Origin of the sequence: Gimesia sp. (genome assembly GCF_048262075.1) — a bacterium.
Taxonomy (GTDB): domain Bacteria; phylum Planctomycetota; class Planctomycetia; order Planctomycetales; family Planctomycetaceae; genus Gimesia.
Genome location: NZ_JBLXFK010000020.1, coordinates 15,673 through 34,145 on the forward strand (window position 1 = coordinate 15,673; position 18,473 = coordinate 34,145).

Here is an 18,473-nt window from a genome sequence, read left to right on the forward strand (position 1 = left end):
TGACGTGCTGAGTGAAAGCTGATCAATGAATCATGTGGATTTTGTATCGGAGCCAACATAGCGGTTGATTGTCTGAAGTAAGAGGTTTTTATCAATTGGTTTACTTAAATAGTCGTTGCAGCCACATTCAATGCAGCGATTCATATCTCCCTGCATGGCATCAGCTGTCAAGGCAATAATCGGGGCGGTAAAACCCAGTTTGCGGAGTTGTCTGGCTGCCTCATAGCCATCCAGTTTGGGCATTTGCATGTCCAGCAGAATCAGATCGAACAGCTGGCCTTTCTGCATGAAATCGATAACGATGGTAATGGCTTGTTCTCCGTCGACCGCTTCGGTTACGTTCGCACCTGCGAGTGTCAGAAAACGTTTGCTGAGAAACCGAATGTCACGACGATCGTCGACAACCAGGACATGGCAGTTAAGCACGATATCCATTTCTGCTTTCGGTGCTTCTTTGGGTTCCGTGGTAGCTTGAGGTTGAATCATTTTGACCCCGGAAATGTCACCTGTGGCGATGGTCACCGTAAATCGACTTCCTTTGCCTTTCTCACTTTCGACGCAGATTTCTCCGCCGAGCATATTGGCGAGACGCTGGCTGATGGCCAAGCCAAGACCTGTTCCACCAAACTCACGATTGACTGTGTGATCTCCCTGCGAAAAGGGACGGAACAATCGTTTCTGCTGACGGTTGGTAATGCCGATTCCTGTATCAACAATGATAAAATGCAACTGCTGGTTACTGCAGGAAACGAATATTTTGACGCTGCCTTCCATGGTGAACTTGATGGCATTCCCGACCAGATTAATCAGAATCTGTTTCAACCGTTTGGGGTCCGACTCGATCTCAGCGGGGATCTTGCCATGATAGAAAATGTCCAGTTCGAGGCGGTTTTCAGCCGCCCGAACATCCATGATGGAGCAAACATCTTCCAGCAACTGATGCGGCGAAAATCGTTCCCGGATGATATCCAGTTTACCCGCTTCAATCTTTGAGAGGTCCAGAATATCATTAATGATGTCCAGCAGAAATTCCCCATTACGGCGCACCGTACTCAGATATCCGGTGGCAATTTTGTGGTCAATCAGCTCGTCGATCAGGTCGATATAACCCATGATGGCAGTCATCGGAGTGCGGATTTCATGACTCATGTTAGCCAGGAATGCACTTTTGGATTCATTGGCTGCCTCTGCCATCTGACGGGCTTCTTTCAAGGACTGTTCGAACTGTCGCTGGTTGGTAATGTCGAGCAGGGTACCAATGAGTTGAGTTGCCTTTCGTCGTGAACCCTTACCCGTGAAAACGGGTCTCGCATGCAGACGAACCCAGCGGGTTTCTCCATCAGGACGAATGATGCGGTGATCCAGACTTTGATTGCTCCCCTCCGGAAGTGCTGCTGATTCCAGCAGATGCCTCCGATACGCACTGCGGTCTTTAGGATGAATCCAGTCAGGTACTTCGCCGAATTTCAGGTTTTCATCTGCGTCTTCAGGAAGTCCCAGCATGCGTTTCATTTCAGGTGAGAACGCTGTTGTTTCTTCCATCAAATCAATGTGCAGCATTCCAAAGCCTGCAGACTCGGCTGCGTTCCGTAAGCGTTCTTCACTGAGTTTAATAGCCAGTTCCGATTTCTTACGTTCCGTGATATCCAGGTTCACCCCTACCATGATGGTCGAATTATCTGAAGCGTCTGTTGTCAGATAAGCGGTGGAAAGTACCCAGGCATAGCTGTTCCCTGTTTGTCGGGTCCGGAATTCCGCGTGAAACGGTTTTCCGTTCGACAGGCAACTGCGCAGTGTCTTTTCAATATTCTCACGATCGTTTCGATGAACCAGATTCAGAAACTTTTGCAGACCACCTACCGATTGCCGCGGTTCCATGCTCGAGTATTCATGACTGTCATGCGACCAGAAGATTTTATCTTTGACCACATCCCATTGCCACAATGACAAGTTTGCAGCCTGCATTGCCAGACGCAATCTGGCTTCGCTGGCGCGAACGCGTTGTTCCTGCTCTCGCGTGCTGGTGATGTCTGTATTGGTGCCAAACCATCTCAGGATCTTTCCTGCGGAATCGCGAATGGGGACAGCGCGGGAAAGGAACCAGCGGTATTCTCCCTCTTTCGAACGAAGCGGGAATGTATCTTCCCAGACTTCACCGGTATCCCAGGAATGTTGTATTCGTTTTACGACACGATCAACATGATTGGGATGATGCACCTTTTTCCAGCCCCAGCCCTGCATCTCTTCCAGTGTTGTACCGGTATATTCAAACCAGCGTTGATTATACCAGAAAATAAAACCTTTCTCGTCTGCCATCCAGGCAAATTGCGACATGTTATCGGCCAGGTCGCGAAAACGGGATTCGCTTTCTCTTAAAGCGGCTTCGGCCCGCGCACGCTCCAGGCGGACAAAGATGCGTGGCGCGAGTTCCTGTAACAAGTCAATCTCGCCGGCCTGCCAGTGATAGGGTTGTTGTTTACACAGGGAAATTGCAAATTTCAAACGCTTGTCACTGACAAAGGGAGCAGTGAGGAGTGATCCAATTTGGAGTTCAGCAAAGCTTTTGGCTGTCTTTGACTGCCTGTGCTGATTCTGGGTGTCTTCAATCATTACAGGCTGACCTGCCAGGAAAGGCTCCCGTTCCTGCTCACCCAGAAAATTGGTGATGGTATGTTTGCCCAAGATGCTTGATAAGCCCGATTCATGATATTCATAGACGATGCTGGCAATCTCGGCTTCTTCATCTAATTCAATTAAGAGGCACCGTGATAAGTCCAGGAAATCTGCGATCCTGGCACAGGTTTGTTGCATGATTTCTTCTGTGATCAGCGGGGTCCCGAGCAGTTGTTGCAGTTCATCAATGAAAGCCAGGTTGAGTTCGCGCTGTTTCCGTTCGGAGACATCGCGCACGGTGCCGACGAACATGATTTCTCCGCGCATCCTCGCTTCACTGACTGCCAGTTCCATGGCAAAGGTACTGCCATTCTTGCGCAGTCCGAGAACTTCCCGTTTGCTCCCGATGATCTTTGCTCGTCCTGTCGTCAGATAAGCGTTGAGGTAGCCATCATGCTGGCTGTGCCAGGGCTCCGGCATCAATAGATTGACATTTTTTCCCTGTAGTTCTACCAGATCATATCCAAAAAGTTTCATTGCAGCCGGGTTAATAGAATGCATGTTTCCGGCGGCATCAATTGTAATCATGCCATCCACGGCAGAATTAAACATCGACTCCAGACGTGCCGCTGTTTCTTTATGTAGATTTTCAGCAGCCACACGTTCACTGATGTCGACGCCAGAAGGAATCAGATATTCGACCTCACCATTTTTGTCAAACACGGGGGCCATCATGAAATCGATCATCAGTCTTCGCTCGGGGCCGCCCAGTCCGGCAGCGAAGAGTGGTATATCGTAGCGGACGACTTCCCCGGCAAACCCTTTTTCCATCGACTCGCGCATCTTCTGAGAGACGGCTTCATCGTAAGTCCACCAGGCGCACTCTGCGAAATGCTTCCCGATGACATCCTTGCGTGTTAAACCGGCAATTTTCATGGAATCGTCGTCTACTTCGAGCAGTCTGCCATCACGGCCAATGACCCCAACCAGTCCCAACTGGTTATTGATCACCCGGCGCAGATGAGCTTCCCGGTCTGCCAGTTCCGCTTCGGCACGAGCCCGCTCAATTCGGATGCAGAGACGGTTGGTGATTTCCTGAAGTAGAATTAATTCATCCAGGCGCCATTGATATGCCTCACGCTTCAACGCGGAAATAACGAATTTAATCCCCTGGGGAGTGATGTAGACTGAATTACAATATGCTCCTACGTTAATTGACTGAAAATTTCCGGCGATCAGAGCTTCCTGCTCCTTGTGTTGCGTATCAGAGAGGTAGAACTGCTGACCGGCCAGTATCTTCTGTCTTTCGCTTTCTGTATGAAAATCGCGAACTTGATGTCTTCCTACAATCGATGGGAGCGACTCGGCATGATACTCATACAGAATATCTGCATACTCTGCATTTTCATCGAACTCCACAATCAGGCAGCGGAATAAGTCAAGATATTTGGCCGTCTCCCTGGTGGCAACCTCCATCAGATCTTCGACACTGGAAAGAGGAATCAGTTGAGTCTGCAGATCAGACAGGAAGGCTAAGTTCAATTCTTCCCGCTTGCTGATGGTGATGTCCTGGGCGACCAGGGTTGCATAAACGGGAACAGCCGGCTCGACATTGCGGTCAAAATAGATTTGCTTGCGTGCGTTGATCCAGCGAATTTCTCCCGAGGGCAGTATCAGTCGATGTACGAGATCACAGCGGCCATCTCCACATTCCTGAATGCATGCCTGGATCTGGTCAGCGGCATCCTGACGATCTTCAGGATGATAGAAGTCGAGCATTTCATCCCGGGTAATCACGATTTCCTGATATCCCAGACCATAAATGGCAGCTGCTTCCGGAGTCAAAGTGATACTGTTATCTGAGTAATCGACGCGCGCCAGTCCCAGGTTCGCGATTTCCACACCCAGCTGCAACTGACGGCTGGATTCCAGGATCACCCGTTGTGCTTCTTTTTGTTCGGTGATATCGGTATTCATACCGATCCAGCGTATAATCGATCCATCACTGTTTCTTTGAGGTACGCCACGGGCATGTACCCAGCGCCATTCACCCCGTCGATTCCAGAGTCGATATTCTACAGAGAACGTCTCTACATTTGAGACTGCATTTTGCCATGCTTGAATGGTTGGCTGCTGGTCATCCTGGTGTATGGCGTTCAGCCAGCCAGCCCCTTTCCATTCTTCGAATGACTGTCCCGTGAACTCACGCCAACTGGGTGAGTCTTCAACGACGACACCCTTCTCATCGGTTATCCAGACAATCTGGGATGAGGCGTCGATGAGTAACTGAAACAGTTCCTGACTGTTATGTAAATCAGATACATCAATGAATGTTACGACGATTCCTTCGTTCTTCCCTGAATGGGACTGATAAGGCAGAATCCGGCGGATATAGACTTTACCAGAGTCAGCAATCACCGTGTGCTCTACCGGGTTACCTTGCTGCAGCTTACGAGGATCGGGCAGGGGAGGCATCTCTTCGACCAGAGGAACAAAGCGTTCGAGGGGACGTCCAATATCCGTGCTGATAAGCCCATAAATTTCTGTGATGGCAGGCGTGAAATTTCGAATCAGTAACTCATCATCGAGAAAAACGGTGGCAATCTGCGTACTGCGTAACAGGTTTTCCAGGTCACTGTTAGTCTGCGCCACGGAATTACTGACAGCGGTAATTTCTTCTTTCGAGGTTTCCAGTTCTTCATTGGCTGACTGCAGTTCTTCATTCATCGACAACAGTTCTTCGTTCGACGACTTTAACTCTTCATGCGCGACATCCATTTCCTGCAGTGACTTTTCAAGCTCATCGCGGGTGGTCTGCAATTCGTATTCCAGCTGTGCGATAATGGCATCAGCATGAGGGACAGACGCTGTAAGGGACTCCCCACTGAAATCCTTATTGACTGGCAAGCCCATTTCATGGAATACGACCATAAACAAACCCTCGTCTTCACCCAGACGGGGCATCGGCTGGACCGTGATCATGATTTCCTGAACCTGATCCTCTTTACGGATTGTCAGGTGTTCCTGCTGCACCTTTCGGCGCGTTTTGATGGCTTGATTGAGGGCGGAACGCAGACCCACGCGTAACCCTTTTGCCGCCATTTTTACAATGTTGTTATGAAAATCTCCCTCTCCTAATGTCAGGAACTTCTCCATGTCTGCATCGGCGTTCAAGATTTGTCCTGATTCATCAATCACACACGATTTGGGAGCAAATTCGTCCAGGAGAATGCGTTGTCTGAGATTCTGTAGATCAACTTTTGCATCGGGCTCTCGTTCCTGGCTGGATCTGAACTGCAATTTGCCTTGATTGAGAGGTAACGCGGCAGCAGATTCCACCGCTGTCCCTTTCCGTTGTGAAATACGGAATTTACTGTTAAGGGTGCGAAATAACTCCCCGTGAGAAGTGATGTTCTCACTGGGCCCCAGCAGCAGATAACCTGAGGGGCGCAGAGCATAATGAAACAGGGGAATGATTTTCTTCTGCAGATGAGGTCCCAGGTAGATCAGGAGATTGCGGCACGAAATCAGATCCAGACGTGAAAAGGGGGGATCACTGATCAGATTATGTAACGAAAACAGAACCATTTCGCGGATTTCCCGAGTCACCTCATACCGTTTTCCCCGTCTGATGAAATATCGCTTCAGTCGTTCGGGGGAGACATGATCCTGAATGCCGACCGGATAGATGCCTGCACGCCCCACCTGCAGCGCGCGTTCGTCGATATCTGTTGCAAAGATTTGTAATTGAGGATGTGATTTTAATTGATCCATCACTTCGCGACAGAGAATCGCGATGGTGTAAGCCTCTGATCCATTAGCACAACCCGCTACCCAGATGCGTACACATTCGTCGGCAGAGCGGTTCTCAAACAAGCGGGGAAGTACCTCACTGGCCAGATTTTCAAACGCCTGTGGGTCGCGAAAAAACTCGGTCACTCCTATTAACAGTTCCCGAAATAAGGCTTGTGTCTCCTCTTCATTATCCTGCAGAAAAGCCAGGTATTCTTTTACTTCGCTCTTTTTTAAGACCTGCATTCGGCGCTGAATTCGCCGGGAAAGAGTACTGCTCTTATAGTGCTGGAAATTGTGGTCCGTTTTCTTCAGCAGGATTGCGGTGATTTGAGGAATGGCATCAACAATCTGATCCTGAATGTGTGTCAGGGATTCCGAGGAGCTGATTTTTTGCAGATGGTGTGCATATTGCAGTAACTCTAACGCGATCGCGTCAGGAGGGAGTATATGGTCTGCCACACCGGTCGTGGCGGCACTCCGCGGCATACTGTCGTAGCTGGCGGACTTGGGATCTTGTGCAAACGTCAAACCACCACTGTCGCTGATCGCTTTGAGACCGAGTGTACCATCGCTGCCTGCCCCTGAGAGAATGACTCCCACGGCGCGCTCACCTTGATCAACGGCGAGTGCATGAAAAAAGTGGTCGATGTTATGGGAGGGGGGGTGATCTGTTTCTTTTCTGGACAGGCTTACCTGGCCATTCCGGATTTCCAGCAATCCTTGAGGCGGGCAGACATAGAGCTTTCCTGCGTCGAGTGTAATGCTTTCTTTAAGCTCGATCACCTCGAGTGGAGTATATTTCTTCAGAAGTTCCATCAGAACAGGTTTGCTGCCGGGGTCCAGATGCTGTACATAGACCAATGCCAGTCCCGTCGCATCCTGGAGTGCTTCGAGCAACATACCAAAAGCTTCCAGTCCTCCCGCTGAGGAGCCGACGCCAACAATAATCGGTTGATTTTTGTTCTGTTGACGATTCTGTTTCATCGAACGCCTTTGGTTCAGTACTTTTCGTAAACATCTGCGGCAGGGAAGCAGTATGAATGAATGGATATCCTGGACCTGCCCTGCGGTCCTTTATATTGCAGGAGAGTTTCACTGACTGTTTCAGTGATTTCTACAACTCTAACCGGGAGGATGCGCCGACTGGTCCGCCCCTTGGTAATCCTGTGAGTCTTGTCAGATTAATTAAGCCGGCATGACGGGGCCAATTTGATTCTGACAAATAATCATAACAAAAGACGTTCACAAAAACAGAGATAACAGCCTGTGTCCCAGATTAACCTGGGGACTTCAAGTATAATTTTAATGAGAATCAGTATGTGAGATATACGATGGTTAAATCGAATGTGCTCTCAATTCCTGATTCGTTAACGGGAGTCGGATCTAGAAGGGCTTGAGAACAAGCCACGTCAAAGTCAATCAGGCTTTGAATAATAAGAAACGGGTTGTTTCTTATGCAAGAAAAACAGTCTGTAAGTGGACTCGGTCGGTCAATTTGTCGGACTGAGTGTGGGAAAGACAATTCGAATCCCTGGAGGGAGGTTTATTTCTTTCCCGCACGTATTTTCTCAGCCTGCTCCCGTTTTTTGATGTCTTTGGGATGTTTGGAGAACGATTCAAAGACATCGCCGATCACACGGTCCGCGAGCAGACTCAGTTCAGTGAGAATAATCGGTTCTGCTTCCGGTAGCAGTTTTGAGGTATTCGGCTCGTAGCCGCCGACCTTATAGGAAGCAGTCGTAGCGATGTAGCCTACGTGTCCATTGGCATAGCCGACAATGATGGGAGTGGCGCGGTCGGCGATATCATTTTCCAGTTTCAGTCCGTATTCGACCATCGGCTCACCCGGCATGGTTAACAATAGATAGGGGCCAATCTTCATCGCCTGCAGTTCTGCTTCAATGCGTCCTTCTTTGCCGGGTAATGAGACGACAGAGTTGGCGACACGGATCGGATAGTATTCGGCACGCTCGGCGAGTTGTTCCCGGGTCATACTGCGGGCGAGGGTGCGAACGACAGCACTGCCCAGGTCTCGGCCGGCCCATTGGATGTCGGCTTCATCAGCACAGCGATAAGGATAGCCGGGCAGATTCGGACGAATGTCGCCCGCGCAGCCCTGCAGGAACAGCGAACTGGTCTGGTCTCCGTAGCACATTTCCACAAACGACTGGGCTTCGCCGGGAAAGTCGGCGCTCATTTTCGGAAAACCGTTTGGGTAAGGCAGCGAGCCTTTATCGCCCCAGGTGAAAAAACAGGGATGACAGACGGCATGCATCAGAACCGCGACAGGCGTCAGCGATTTTCCGTCGTCGAAACGCAGGACTTTCACGCGGGGATCATTGGGCCCCTCTTCATTGAGTCGTACCACGGCCCGGCCATTGATGACCTTGCGGCGATTAATACTGAATCCGATTTTGTCTTCACCGTAGCCGACCGTCACGGGAGTCATTTTCGACGCCGCCTGTTTTGCCGCAGAGCCGAGCTTGGCGATCAGTTCTTTTCCCCAGTTGGAATTGGCATCGAAGCCGGGACCAGAGTGATTGTGTGAAGCCGCCACCATAATATTGGCTGCCGGGATGCCTGTTTCTTTTTCGATCTGTTGACGGGCCGGTTTCACGATTTCCGTATATGCGCCAATCAGGTCGAGGGTGACGATAGCTACTTTGGTCTGGCCGTCATCCAGGACGAGTACTCCCGCCCGCAGGGGGTCACGCACCCCGGTTACTTTGCGCCGGTGTCCGACGACTTCCAACTCTTTGACTTCTGCTGGGGTAATGTCAACTTTGGCTACGCCCGCCCGTAGATTTGATTTCGCAGCAGACTGACCTTCTGCGGCTGGTGTGACAAAGTTCAAACTGGTTGTCAGCAGCAAGGCGATACAAATATTTCGGTTTATCAGATGCATGGTTCAGGTTTCATTTCATGATAAAAGTAGGGGAGATTCAGCCGTCTTCTGGGGTAGGGGGAGGGTGTCCGTTTTCTGTTCTCAAAAAATTGTCGTCGGGGAAACGGGATTGAAGTCCGGTTAAATAGAGATTACTCCAGTCCTCGTTGTAGACATTATAAATCAATTCGCAGGGTGAATGCCCGTTTGAATTTTCAATACTGGCCCATTATCCGGAAAACGGAAATATTTTAGATCAGCTCCCGAATAGGTTGTCCCCCATCGACAAGATACATGGGACGACCGGATAGATCAGTCACCGTCGCTGAATTCACGTCAATTCCCAGATTATGATAGAGAGTGGCAAAGACCTCATTGAAACCGACCGGACGACTCTCGACATGTTCGGCGAAACGGTTTGTGGAACCAATCACCTGCCCCGTTTTCATTCCGCCTCCGGCGAGCATGGCACAGGAAACTTTCGGCCAATGATCCCGTCCCACCTTGGGACTGATCCGTGGCGTACGGCCGAATTCTCCCCACACGACTACAGAAACGTCTTTGTCCATTCCCCGGTTCTGCAGGTCCTCCATCAAAGCCGTCAGTCCCTGGTCGAGCATCGGGAAATGCTCTTCTTCATGCTCGAAGATGGTACCGTGCGGTTTCCCGTGCCAGTCCCAGCGACCGTAGGCCAATGTAACGCAACGCACACCTGCTTCCACCAGGCGTCGGGCCATCAGAAAATAATCATTCAATAAAGGTCCCGCGTCGCCGTAACCGGCGGGTTTGGTTGAGCCACGACCATAACGGTCGCGCAACTTCGGATCCTCTTTTGAAAGATCCAGCGCCTGAGCCAGTTTGCTCGATGTCAGGATGCCAAACGCCTGTTTTGTGTAAGCATCGATGCCTTGCATGTCTTCGATCACTTCCGCCTGGCGACGCATATTATCGAGTGAAGCCAGGAGTGATTTACGATCATCCAGCCGCTCTGCATTCACCGTGTTCAAGATCATATCTTGTTTGCCTTCTGCGCTCGGCTTGAAGGGAGCATGCGCGACCCCCAGAAACCCGGGTTGCCCTGCATCCGCCCAGGGGTAGTGGCGCATCTTCGGCGATAATCCGACAAAGGGAGGCACAGCTGGATCGGTTCCCCCTTGTAGTTTTGATACTGTTGCCCCCAGCGACGGCCAGCCTCCCTGTGGTTGACGACTGGTTTTTCTGCCTGTCATACACTGGAACGAAGCGTGTCGCCCCTCGGCTCCGACCATCGAACGAATAAAGGAAAACTGGTCGGCCCTCTTTGCTAACTGGGGCATCAATTCACAAACATCAAGGCCCGGAACATTGGTGGCGATAGGCACACGCGGGCCACGAATTTCGGCGGGGGCTTCGGGTTTGAGATCAAACCAGTCCTGGTGTGGAGGACCACCCGAGAGAAAAATCATGATGACGGCTTTATGAGAGCCCCGCTTGCCGGAAAGATCCTGCGCCCGCAGAATTTGGGGCAGCGAAAGTCCTCCCATGGCCAGAGAACCGATCTGCAGGAAATTCCGCCGGGAGATGCCATCACAAAAACGGTGTTGTTTGCCACTCTCAATGGTCAGCATAAGGCAAGTTTCCTGGAGGGACGTCGTTCCGAGAAAATATCATTTAAACCATGGTTTATACACGATAAGGGGAATGATCAGAAATATCAACACTTTTTGATGAGTTGGTTCAGAAGAGTTTAGTCTCATCACAGCATGATGTTGTCAAACACGACGTTTTTACAGAGACAGAGTATGTCAGATCTAATACTTAATGGACCCGACACCTTTAATCTTCTCTGCAATGAAATTCATATGGTGCTGGCTTACGGCGGTGTGCCTTTGTTAGAATAGCTTTCATTCTTAATCTGCATCTGATCGCTTCCAGATGCATGCCCGCTGGTTACAGTCGACGTCGGTAGATTTCACTGCACGCCAGTTAATGGAAAAGTAAAAGGTGTCAGGTCCATATGAATAACCTGACACCTGAATTCAATCACGGGTTGCTGGCTTAGTCCTTCAGTTTGAGAAAAGCCACGGCATTGTTGTTATTCATGGGAATGATCAACTGCTTGTGTTTCGAATCGTATCCCATCGAGGCGGCGCTGGGGATTCCCGAGGCAATGACCTCGGCGGGTTTACCGGGGCTGATCTTGGAGACACTTCCGAAACGAACACTGCTGACATACTTGGTTCCATCGGGGAGAATCACCAGTCCATCGTTGCCCCCTTCGGCGGCATGTTCGGTGCGGATCAGTTTTCCGTTGGCAGGATCGAATGTCATCACATCGTTGTCACCGACATTGACGACCACAACGTTTCCGTCTTGGTCGATTGCTACGCCATTGGGAATGTTGAGGGGAGCACCATCTACAAAGAGCGAAACTTTACCGTCGGCGGTGATTTTATAGACGCGGAACTCAGGACGCGAATTGGAAACAAAGATCGTGCCTTCCTTGTTGACGGCGATCCCGTTCAGGAATGTGGAACCTTCGACGGGATAGGCTTTCCCCGGTTTGCCTGTCGCGAGATCGAACGTGCGGACCACGTCGATGTCAGCGGTATACAGGGTCCCGTTATGAATCGCGCTGCCGAGCGGATGGTTGAGCGTTAACCCGTCGCGCGTCGCACCAATCCATTTCGTGGTGTGAACCGATCCGTCCGGGTTTAACAGTGAGACATAGCCATCATTCTCCTCCTGGGTTTGAGGCACGCCGGCGTTCATGACGACAATCAGATCGCGGGTCGCGTCATAAACACAGCTCTCAGCAAAACGGAAACTGCCATAGACTTTGACGTTGTCAGAGAGGGGGACGAACTTCCCGGCTTCATTGACGGCGCCCAGTGGCTGGCCCGCCTGAAACGGTTTCGTCGAAGATTTCTGTGCCAATGCGATGTTGCTCATCAAGGACATCACGCCGAGGGTTAAAACAAAGAACGCTTTCATCAGTAGTCACTCCTGTTGTAAATGGCCTGGGAATAACGAAGATCCAGTTGGTATCCCAAGGTACCCGATTTCCATTTTACAGGGAAGGATCTGAGCCACTTTACTTTCTGCTGTCCCTGGTGGGCAGTATTGCTGCATTCACGGTCCATTAGATTGTGTCCCGTTTTACTGTAGCGTCTCCAGGGCTGTTTGGCCTGAGAATATTAGATTGAGAGACGCTATACTTAAATGTGAGCGCTCTAGCGGTTGTGGTCTGTTGAATTATGAGAGAGCGGAGACGGCCTGAATCGCTGCCTCGCGCGATTCGAACAGAGGCCAATAAGTTCCCACTTTGATGCATTGGAGCAGGTTCTGCATGTTTTCGCAGGCATTGCAGAAGACGGCATGTCCGCCGGTTTGCTTTGCATGTTGCAGCAGACGAATGATCGAACTGATTATGATGGAGTCCAGATACTCGACTTTGAAGAGGTCGATAATGACATTTTTCAATTCCGGCGAATTGAGAATTTTTAATACCTTGTTCGATTCGATCTGAACGTTGCTGTATAAAAAATGCAGTGTGGACCCCTGGGGAATGACAATCAAATTGGGCCCACACAGTTCCACTTTGAAAATTTCAAGTTGATCTATCATTAATGTATCCAGACCGGAAAGCGTCTTAAGAAGAATCGAAAATAAAATGTCATGGATTTGAATATTACGGTATACATCCAAAATATTGAATGTGATTCTACCAGATCGTCATACTATTAAAAAAAGTTTAGTTTTCAAGAAAACGTTTCAGGAAAGATGGCCTGAAAATAACGAAACGACTCTGGTTTTCAGGTAAACAATCAATTGGTGAGCCAGTTTGTGCCATGCAAAGTTCCATGAGCCTTGTTGCTGGATAAGTCTTGTGCCGTTTTACCTGTATTTTGATCAAAGCGGTAAAGGAGAAGAGTCTCTTCATCCGCAGCAAAATCATTTTGTGGTGTAAACGAATCTCTATGGCGTTCCCCATGGGATATTTTAAAGGCATGAATCTTACCCTCGAAACAATGCGACGGGACGTTCCCTGGGGAGGGGGTGCCGCCAATCAGTAACTTTTGATGAAGGCTTGTGCTGATGATCTCTGCCAGACGTTCCTTTTGAACGGCGCGCATGGGAAGAGTGCGACAGGGGAGTCCATTTAAAAACATCTTCCACGTTTTTCCGTTCCACTGACAAGCGAGATGTATGGGATCATTCAGGGCAATATCCTTGCTGGAAACTGCAGAAACAGGGATTTCCTGGGACTGCGGATCCAGAAGAGACCATGTCCAGTATTCGCCATTATTTACATGATATTTCAGACTGAGACTGCCGAGCTGAAATAAGACCTGATGAGCGAGTTTCTTATTCGTTTCGGGCGAAACCCAGGCTTCAATGGTGAATTGTTCTGCGGTTTGATCTGGAAAATTAGTTTCGACCCAGTCGTCTCCGTCAAACTGGAGTCCCCGACTGGTCAATTGCTTGTCTGGTTGAAGTGCAACAGACCATTCGGCTCCCGTGATTCTTGCATGGTTAAACATACCGCTGAGGTCATGTAAAACTTTTCCTTTCCCTTCTTCAAATCGGTATAAGGCAACTGTTGAAAAACGCTTTGTGAGCAGTGGGGGAGGCTGGAATTCGCGTTGATAAACTCTCTGTTCGCTGATCCGAAACTGGGAAACATTACCCTGAAATCCCCGGTGTTGTGAATTCTCATAACTCGAACCGGAGCCGATGCGAAACATCGACCTTAAAAATCTTGCTACGCGATCTGCCGGGTTCTTTGTTACCTTTTCAGGAATGTTACCATCGACGAACGCGTTCAGGGTTGTCCCATCAAACACTCCTGCGATGTGGTGCCTGCCTTGTGATATTTCTGCTGAGAAGGAATGCCAGACCCATTCGCCTTTGTGAAAATACATATGAATCCGGTGATTACGAAGTACACAGAAAAATGCCCGCATGTGGGAATGAAGATCAAAGATAACCGATGAGGCAAACTGGTCTTTGATGGTTGCTTCGGGAATATCAACCCAGCACTCTATTGTCAGAGGGTCATTCGGACGTCGGTAATTATAGACTGCTTCTGCATAATCATCAGTGCCATTGAAGTGTAATGAAAACTGATCCCGCTTATCGACGTTTGGTGACAGGGATTTGATCATCGCGCAAACCCGGAAACCAGTCAGAACATCGCGTGAAATCGGTTTAAGACCTTCACGAGATGCAGAGCGACAATTTTCTGCTTCCCGAGTGGCGGACCCACCACGAATAATGCGATAGACGCCTGTGTTGGGCCCGGAGGGGTTGTTCACCGAGTTGGAGAAACTGTCCTTGTCAGAGAAATAGTCCTGACACCATTCGGAGACGTTTCCATGCATATCGAACAGACCAAAGGCATTGGGTTGAAGCTGGCCACAGGGATGAGACGTTGTAGATTGAAACCAGGCATACTTTGATAGCTCTGATTCATCGGGTGTGTACCAGTTTGAAGTCGTGCCGGCGCGGCAGGCATATTCCCATTGTGCTTCTGCTGGCAAGCTGAACTCAAATCGAGACTGGATCCGGGTTAACCAGCCACAGAAATTAGAGGCGTCATACCAGCTCAGATTGGCGACGGGGTGGTTTTCACTAAGTGTCCCATCCAGATCACTGGCCCATGTGTTTTGTGGTCTGTTTTGGGTTAAATCAAAGTCAGAACTATCTGATCTGGTAATTTGCGCGTCTGTCGTGTAACTGGTCTGATTGATAAAATGCCGAAACTGTTTTCGTGAAATTTCATTCTTACTTAGATAAAAGGGGCTCGTAATTCGTGCCAGTTGCTGAGGGAGATCAGCAGTTACAAACTGGGGATCGGGATCATCCGGACTGGAAGGAGATTTTGATTTCTGGAACGCCTCTTCCAGAGTTCCCAGCATAAATTCACCTGGTGGGATCAAAACCAGATCGATATTGATGTTTTCTCCTACAGGAACTGCTATTTCTGCAGGAAGTTTCAGATGCTCTGCCCAGGCCCGTTGCAACTCCTGGATGCGAGCGGGGCTGTCGTTTACCAGTACGGGCGCTGGTCGTTCGGCAGACCATTGATACTGCTCATTTTTCTCGGGAATATTCAGGGGATCATATTTTTCCCAGTTCGCTCCGACAATCTTACCGTCAAATTGATTTCCACTTTTATCTTTCGCAATCTCGCCGGAATCTGTATTGAAATGATAAAGGAGAATGGTGGAGTCAGTGGATGAAAGCAGTTTTTCCGGGGCAAAGTCATCCTGATAGATGGCCCCTTTCGAGAAGCGACACTGGTGGAGTAAACCTGCAAAGCAGCGACTCTTTTCAGCAATCGTCCGTCCAATCAGTGCCGGATCCGGATTAGCACCGAGATGTATGGGAATGGGGGAGTGTCGGTGCCGTTTTCTCACCGGGAAACTCAGCCCCTGTTTTTTTCCGTTGACGTAGACACCAATGCTGATGCCGTCATATACGCCGGCCAGATGGATCAGGCTGCCACAGCTGATTGGTTTGGATCTGGTATGAGCTGCGTAATTAGTTCCTTCATGAAACAGGAATTGCGGCCTGGTTCCTTCAAAAAGTTTTAACGCGATTCCCGCAGTCTCGGCGTTCGAGACGATTTCCATCGAACGTGGCTCTTTTACACAATCAGGGGTCAGCCAGACTTCAAAGGTAATTGGGTCGCCATCCTCGTATACAAAAGGAGTTTCCACAAAATCATCGATACCATCAAACCTGAGTGCGTACTGATCCTGCTCAAGGGGAATCGATTTTGGAAGTGCTGGCGGAACAGCTGGCACGGTAGGGCTGGCATCCTGCGAGAGGTCATTCTCACGAGGTGGCAACATCAGAAACAAGAGATAACAGCAGGCGATCAGGGTTGCGCAAAAAAAGAGGACAGAACGTTTCCATTTTGAGGGAACCTGATCTGACTTTTTCTTCAGGATGACTTCAACAGAGTTAAGAGCCCCCACCCGGTTTTTTAACGCGGCTACAACTTGTTCCGCAGTTGGTCTCTGCTGAGGGTTCATCTGCAGCATGGACTGTAACAGTTTTCGATCTGCCCGATTGACCATTTGGAACTGGTTGGATGGATAGATGATTTGCAGTGTTTTCGGGTCCCGATTGAGGGGGAGTCCCGTGATCAGAAAGAACCAGACGCATCCCAGGGAATAGATGTCTGAACTCGATGTGGCGTTGCGTGCGGAATTCCATTGTTCCGGGGCAACAAAACTGACCTGCCCGAAGCCTTGTCGCATCGAGGTTAATTCGGAACCGTCCGATCGGCCTTCTTCAAATGCCAGTCCGAAGTCAGCAATCTGAACGAATCCCCTGGTATTAAGCAGGAGATTACCCGGGTGGATATCCCGATGAACGATACCCAGTTTGTGTACTGCAGTCAGTCCGGAGGCGACCTGATATATAATTGTAGCCGAGTCTCGGGAGGACAGAGGAGAATGTGACTCATTCATTCTCTCTTTCAGGTTTTTTCCGTCTACGTACTCTTGTACAAAATAGGTGAATCCGTTTTCTTCACCGGCAAAGAGTGCTTTCACGACATAGGGGGACTCAACTCTCGCCAGTATTTGCACTTCCCGTTCAAATCGCTCAGCCAGGTTTTTCCATTCTTTCTGCCGCTCCGTGTTAATGAGTTTCACTGCGACCGGACGGATCAGCCTAGTGTCGTAACCTTTAAAAACACGTCCCATACCTCCCGAGCCGATTTCGTATTCGAGAGAAATCTGGCCAATCGAGAGTGGAGGTACTTTGAGCCGGTTGATCAGTTCATCGGGTTCGTCGTCCAGTCTTTCCAGTTTATCTCGACAAGCCGAACAGATCTCGAAATGTTCGGAGAGGGATTCAATTTGAGTAAAGTCGAGTTTACCCAGACTGTAATCTGAGATCTCCACGAGATTCGGGCAAGTAGAAGAGATTGAGTCAACCACAAAAGTGTCCACAATACATGATAAGCTTGATGTCACCAACACGTTCTAATAGTTAATGTGTTGATTCCGGCTGAAATGTGACAGCTAAATGTATGGAACAATAAACTTTATAGATCTTCTCCCAGTAAATCGCGGATTTTTCGGATTGCACGTGACTGTATTTGCCGAATATTGACAGTCGTCAACGCCATTTGATCCGCGATGTCTCTGGTAGGCGTTCCGGACAGAAAAAATAATCTTAAGACCTGTTTTTCCTTGTCTGTCAATCCGGCAAATTCAATCACACCTTCGGCGATATCTCGTTTTTCCTCGACTGTTTCGATGTTTTCGTCAATCAGGTTCTGGATGTGGAGCAGGTTGTCTGTGCCCCCGGTGGCATTCACCTGTTTTTTGCGAAAACGATTAGCAGAGACATTCCGCAAGCATGTTTTCAGGAGCCTGGTATAGCTATGACGCCCATGTTTCAGGCGTAGATCTTCTTTGGACATGATTTCAAATACAGCGGCTAATGCTTCCTGAACAACGTCTTCCGCGTCCTCCTTATTCTCAATAATTCGGCTCGTCATCCGTTGTAAAAGCCAGGCTGATAGCTCCATTAACCTGTTCGATGCTGCAGGATCTCCGTGGGAGGCACGATGGATCAGTGTGGTCGAAATTGACTCAATATTCATGGCCCGTTTTCTGCGTTCTAACTGGAGTTAATTTTCAAAAAAAGGTTGAGGAAACAATTTTTTTGTCACAACTGTAGTACGGAACAACACCTATTACATGTGGACGTTCGTCAAATGAAATCGAATCGCAGTGTGATTACTCAGGAGTGGTCTGTTTTGTGTATAGGGGGGGACGGTTTAAATGTTCTTTAATATACATTTTTACTCATGTGTGAGTCTGAGTGCAAGAACAGACTTTAGATTTTGCGGGTAATGGAATCAGGCTGGGGGGCGGGCAGCTATTGTTTCTCTCCGAAGTCGTTCCTGGAAAAGCTTTAAGGAGCTGTTGAAACGAGTGTTACCAAGGTGATTGATATTTGAAGATCTGGTGATGACAGTCTCAGTGATCGTTGTCTGTGGGGAAAAGTATTCTGTGCCTGCCCTCTGGAACGCTGTTCTCCTCTCAGGGTTTCAGAGGGTTTTTTTGAAATTAAGGCGGGAGCGTCTGGTAGAGAATCAGAATGTTCGAACAGAAAACAGCCAATCCATCAAACGGGGCAGGGCGTTCATTTTTGATGTTGTCACGCTACGTTG

General features: G+C 49.2%; 7 protein-coding genes. All 7 read right to left on the reverse strand.

Annotated elements, in window-relative coordinates:
- Positions 1 to 30: 30 nt before the first annotated feature.
- A complete protein-coding gene (locus tag ACN0YH_RS25615; RefSeq protein WP_417382448.1) occupies positions 31 to 7,392 on the reverse strand; it encodes a PAS domain S-box protein in 7,362 nt (2,453 codons plus the stop codon).
- 559 nt (positions 7,393 to 7,951) lie between these two features.
- The gene (locus tag ACN0YH_RS25620) at positions 7,952 to 9,313 is read right to left on the reverse strand and encodes a hypothetical protein (RefSeq protein ID WP_417382449.1); all 1,362 of its coding nucleotides are present in this window, start codon (positions 9,311 to 9,313) and stop codon (positions 7,952 to 7,954) included.
- Positions 9,314 to 9,543: 230 nt separating this feature from the next.
- Positions 9,544 to 10,899, reverse strand: a complete 1,356-nt coding sequence (locus ACN0YH_RS25625) for a DUF1501 domain-containing protein (RefSeq protein WP_417382450.1) — start codon at positions 10,897 to 10,899, stop codon at positions 9,544 to 9,546.
- A gap of 430 nt (positions 10,900 to 11,329) precedes the next feature.
- The gene (locus ACN0YH_RS25630; protein ID WP_417382451.1) at positions 11,330 to 12,265 is read right to left on the reverse strand and encodes an SMP-30/gluconolactonase/LRE family protein; all 936 of its coding nucleotides are present in this window, start codon (positions 12,263 to 12,265) and stop codon (positions 11,330 to 11,332) included.
- A 261-nt stretch (positions 12,266 to 12,526) separates the two neighbouring features.
- Positions 12,527 to 12,898 (reverse strand): STAS domain-containing protein, encoded by a 372-nt coding sequence (locus tag ACN0YH_RS25635; protein ID WP_417382452.1) that lies wholly within the window; start codon positions 12,896 to 12,898, stop codon positions 12,527 to 12,529.
- 200 nt (positions 12,899 to 13,098) lie between these two features.
- Positions 13,099 to 17,229, reverse strand: a complete 4,131-nt coding sequence (locus ACN0YH_RS25640) for a protein kinase domain-containing protein (protein WP_417382453.1) — start codon at positions 17,227 to 17,229, stop codon at positions 13,099 to 13,101.
- Between the two features lie 107 nt (positions 17,230 to 17,336).
- Positions 17,337 to 17,900, reverse strand: a complete 564-nt coding sequence (locus tag ACN0YH_RS25645) for an RNA polymerase sigma factor (protein ID WP_417382454.1) — start codon at positions 17,898 to 17,900, stop codon at positions 17,337 to 17,339.
- Positions 17,901 to 18,473 lie beyond the last annotated feature (573 nt).

Bases quoted from the DNA above. Each gene is read 5' to 3' on its own strand.
- ACN0YH_RS25615 (WP_417382448.1), bottom strand. From the start codon at position 7,392: ATGAAACAGAATCGTCAACAGAACAAAAATCAACCGATTATTGTTGGC.
- ACN0YH_RS25620 (WP_417382449.1), bottom strand. From the start codon at position 9,313: ATGCATCTGATAAACCGAAATATTTGTATCGCCTTGCTGCTGACAACC.
- ACN0YH_RS25625 (WP_417382450.1), bottom strand. From the start codon at position 10,899: ATGCTGACCATTGAGAGTGGCAAACAACACCGTTTTTGTGATGGCATC.
- ACN0YH_RS25630 (WP_417382451.1), bottom strand. From the start codon at position 12,265: ATGAAAGCGTTCTTTGTTTTAACCCTCGGCGTGATGTCCTTGATGAGC.
- ACN0YH_RS25635 (WP_417382452.1), bottom strand. From the start codon at position 12,898: ATGATAGATCAACTTGAAATTTTCAAAGTGGAACTGTGTGGGCCCAAT.
- ACN0YH_RS25645 (WP_417382454.1), bottom strand. From the start codon at position 17,900: ATGAATATTGAGTCAATTTCGACCACACTGATCCATCGTGCCTCCCAC.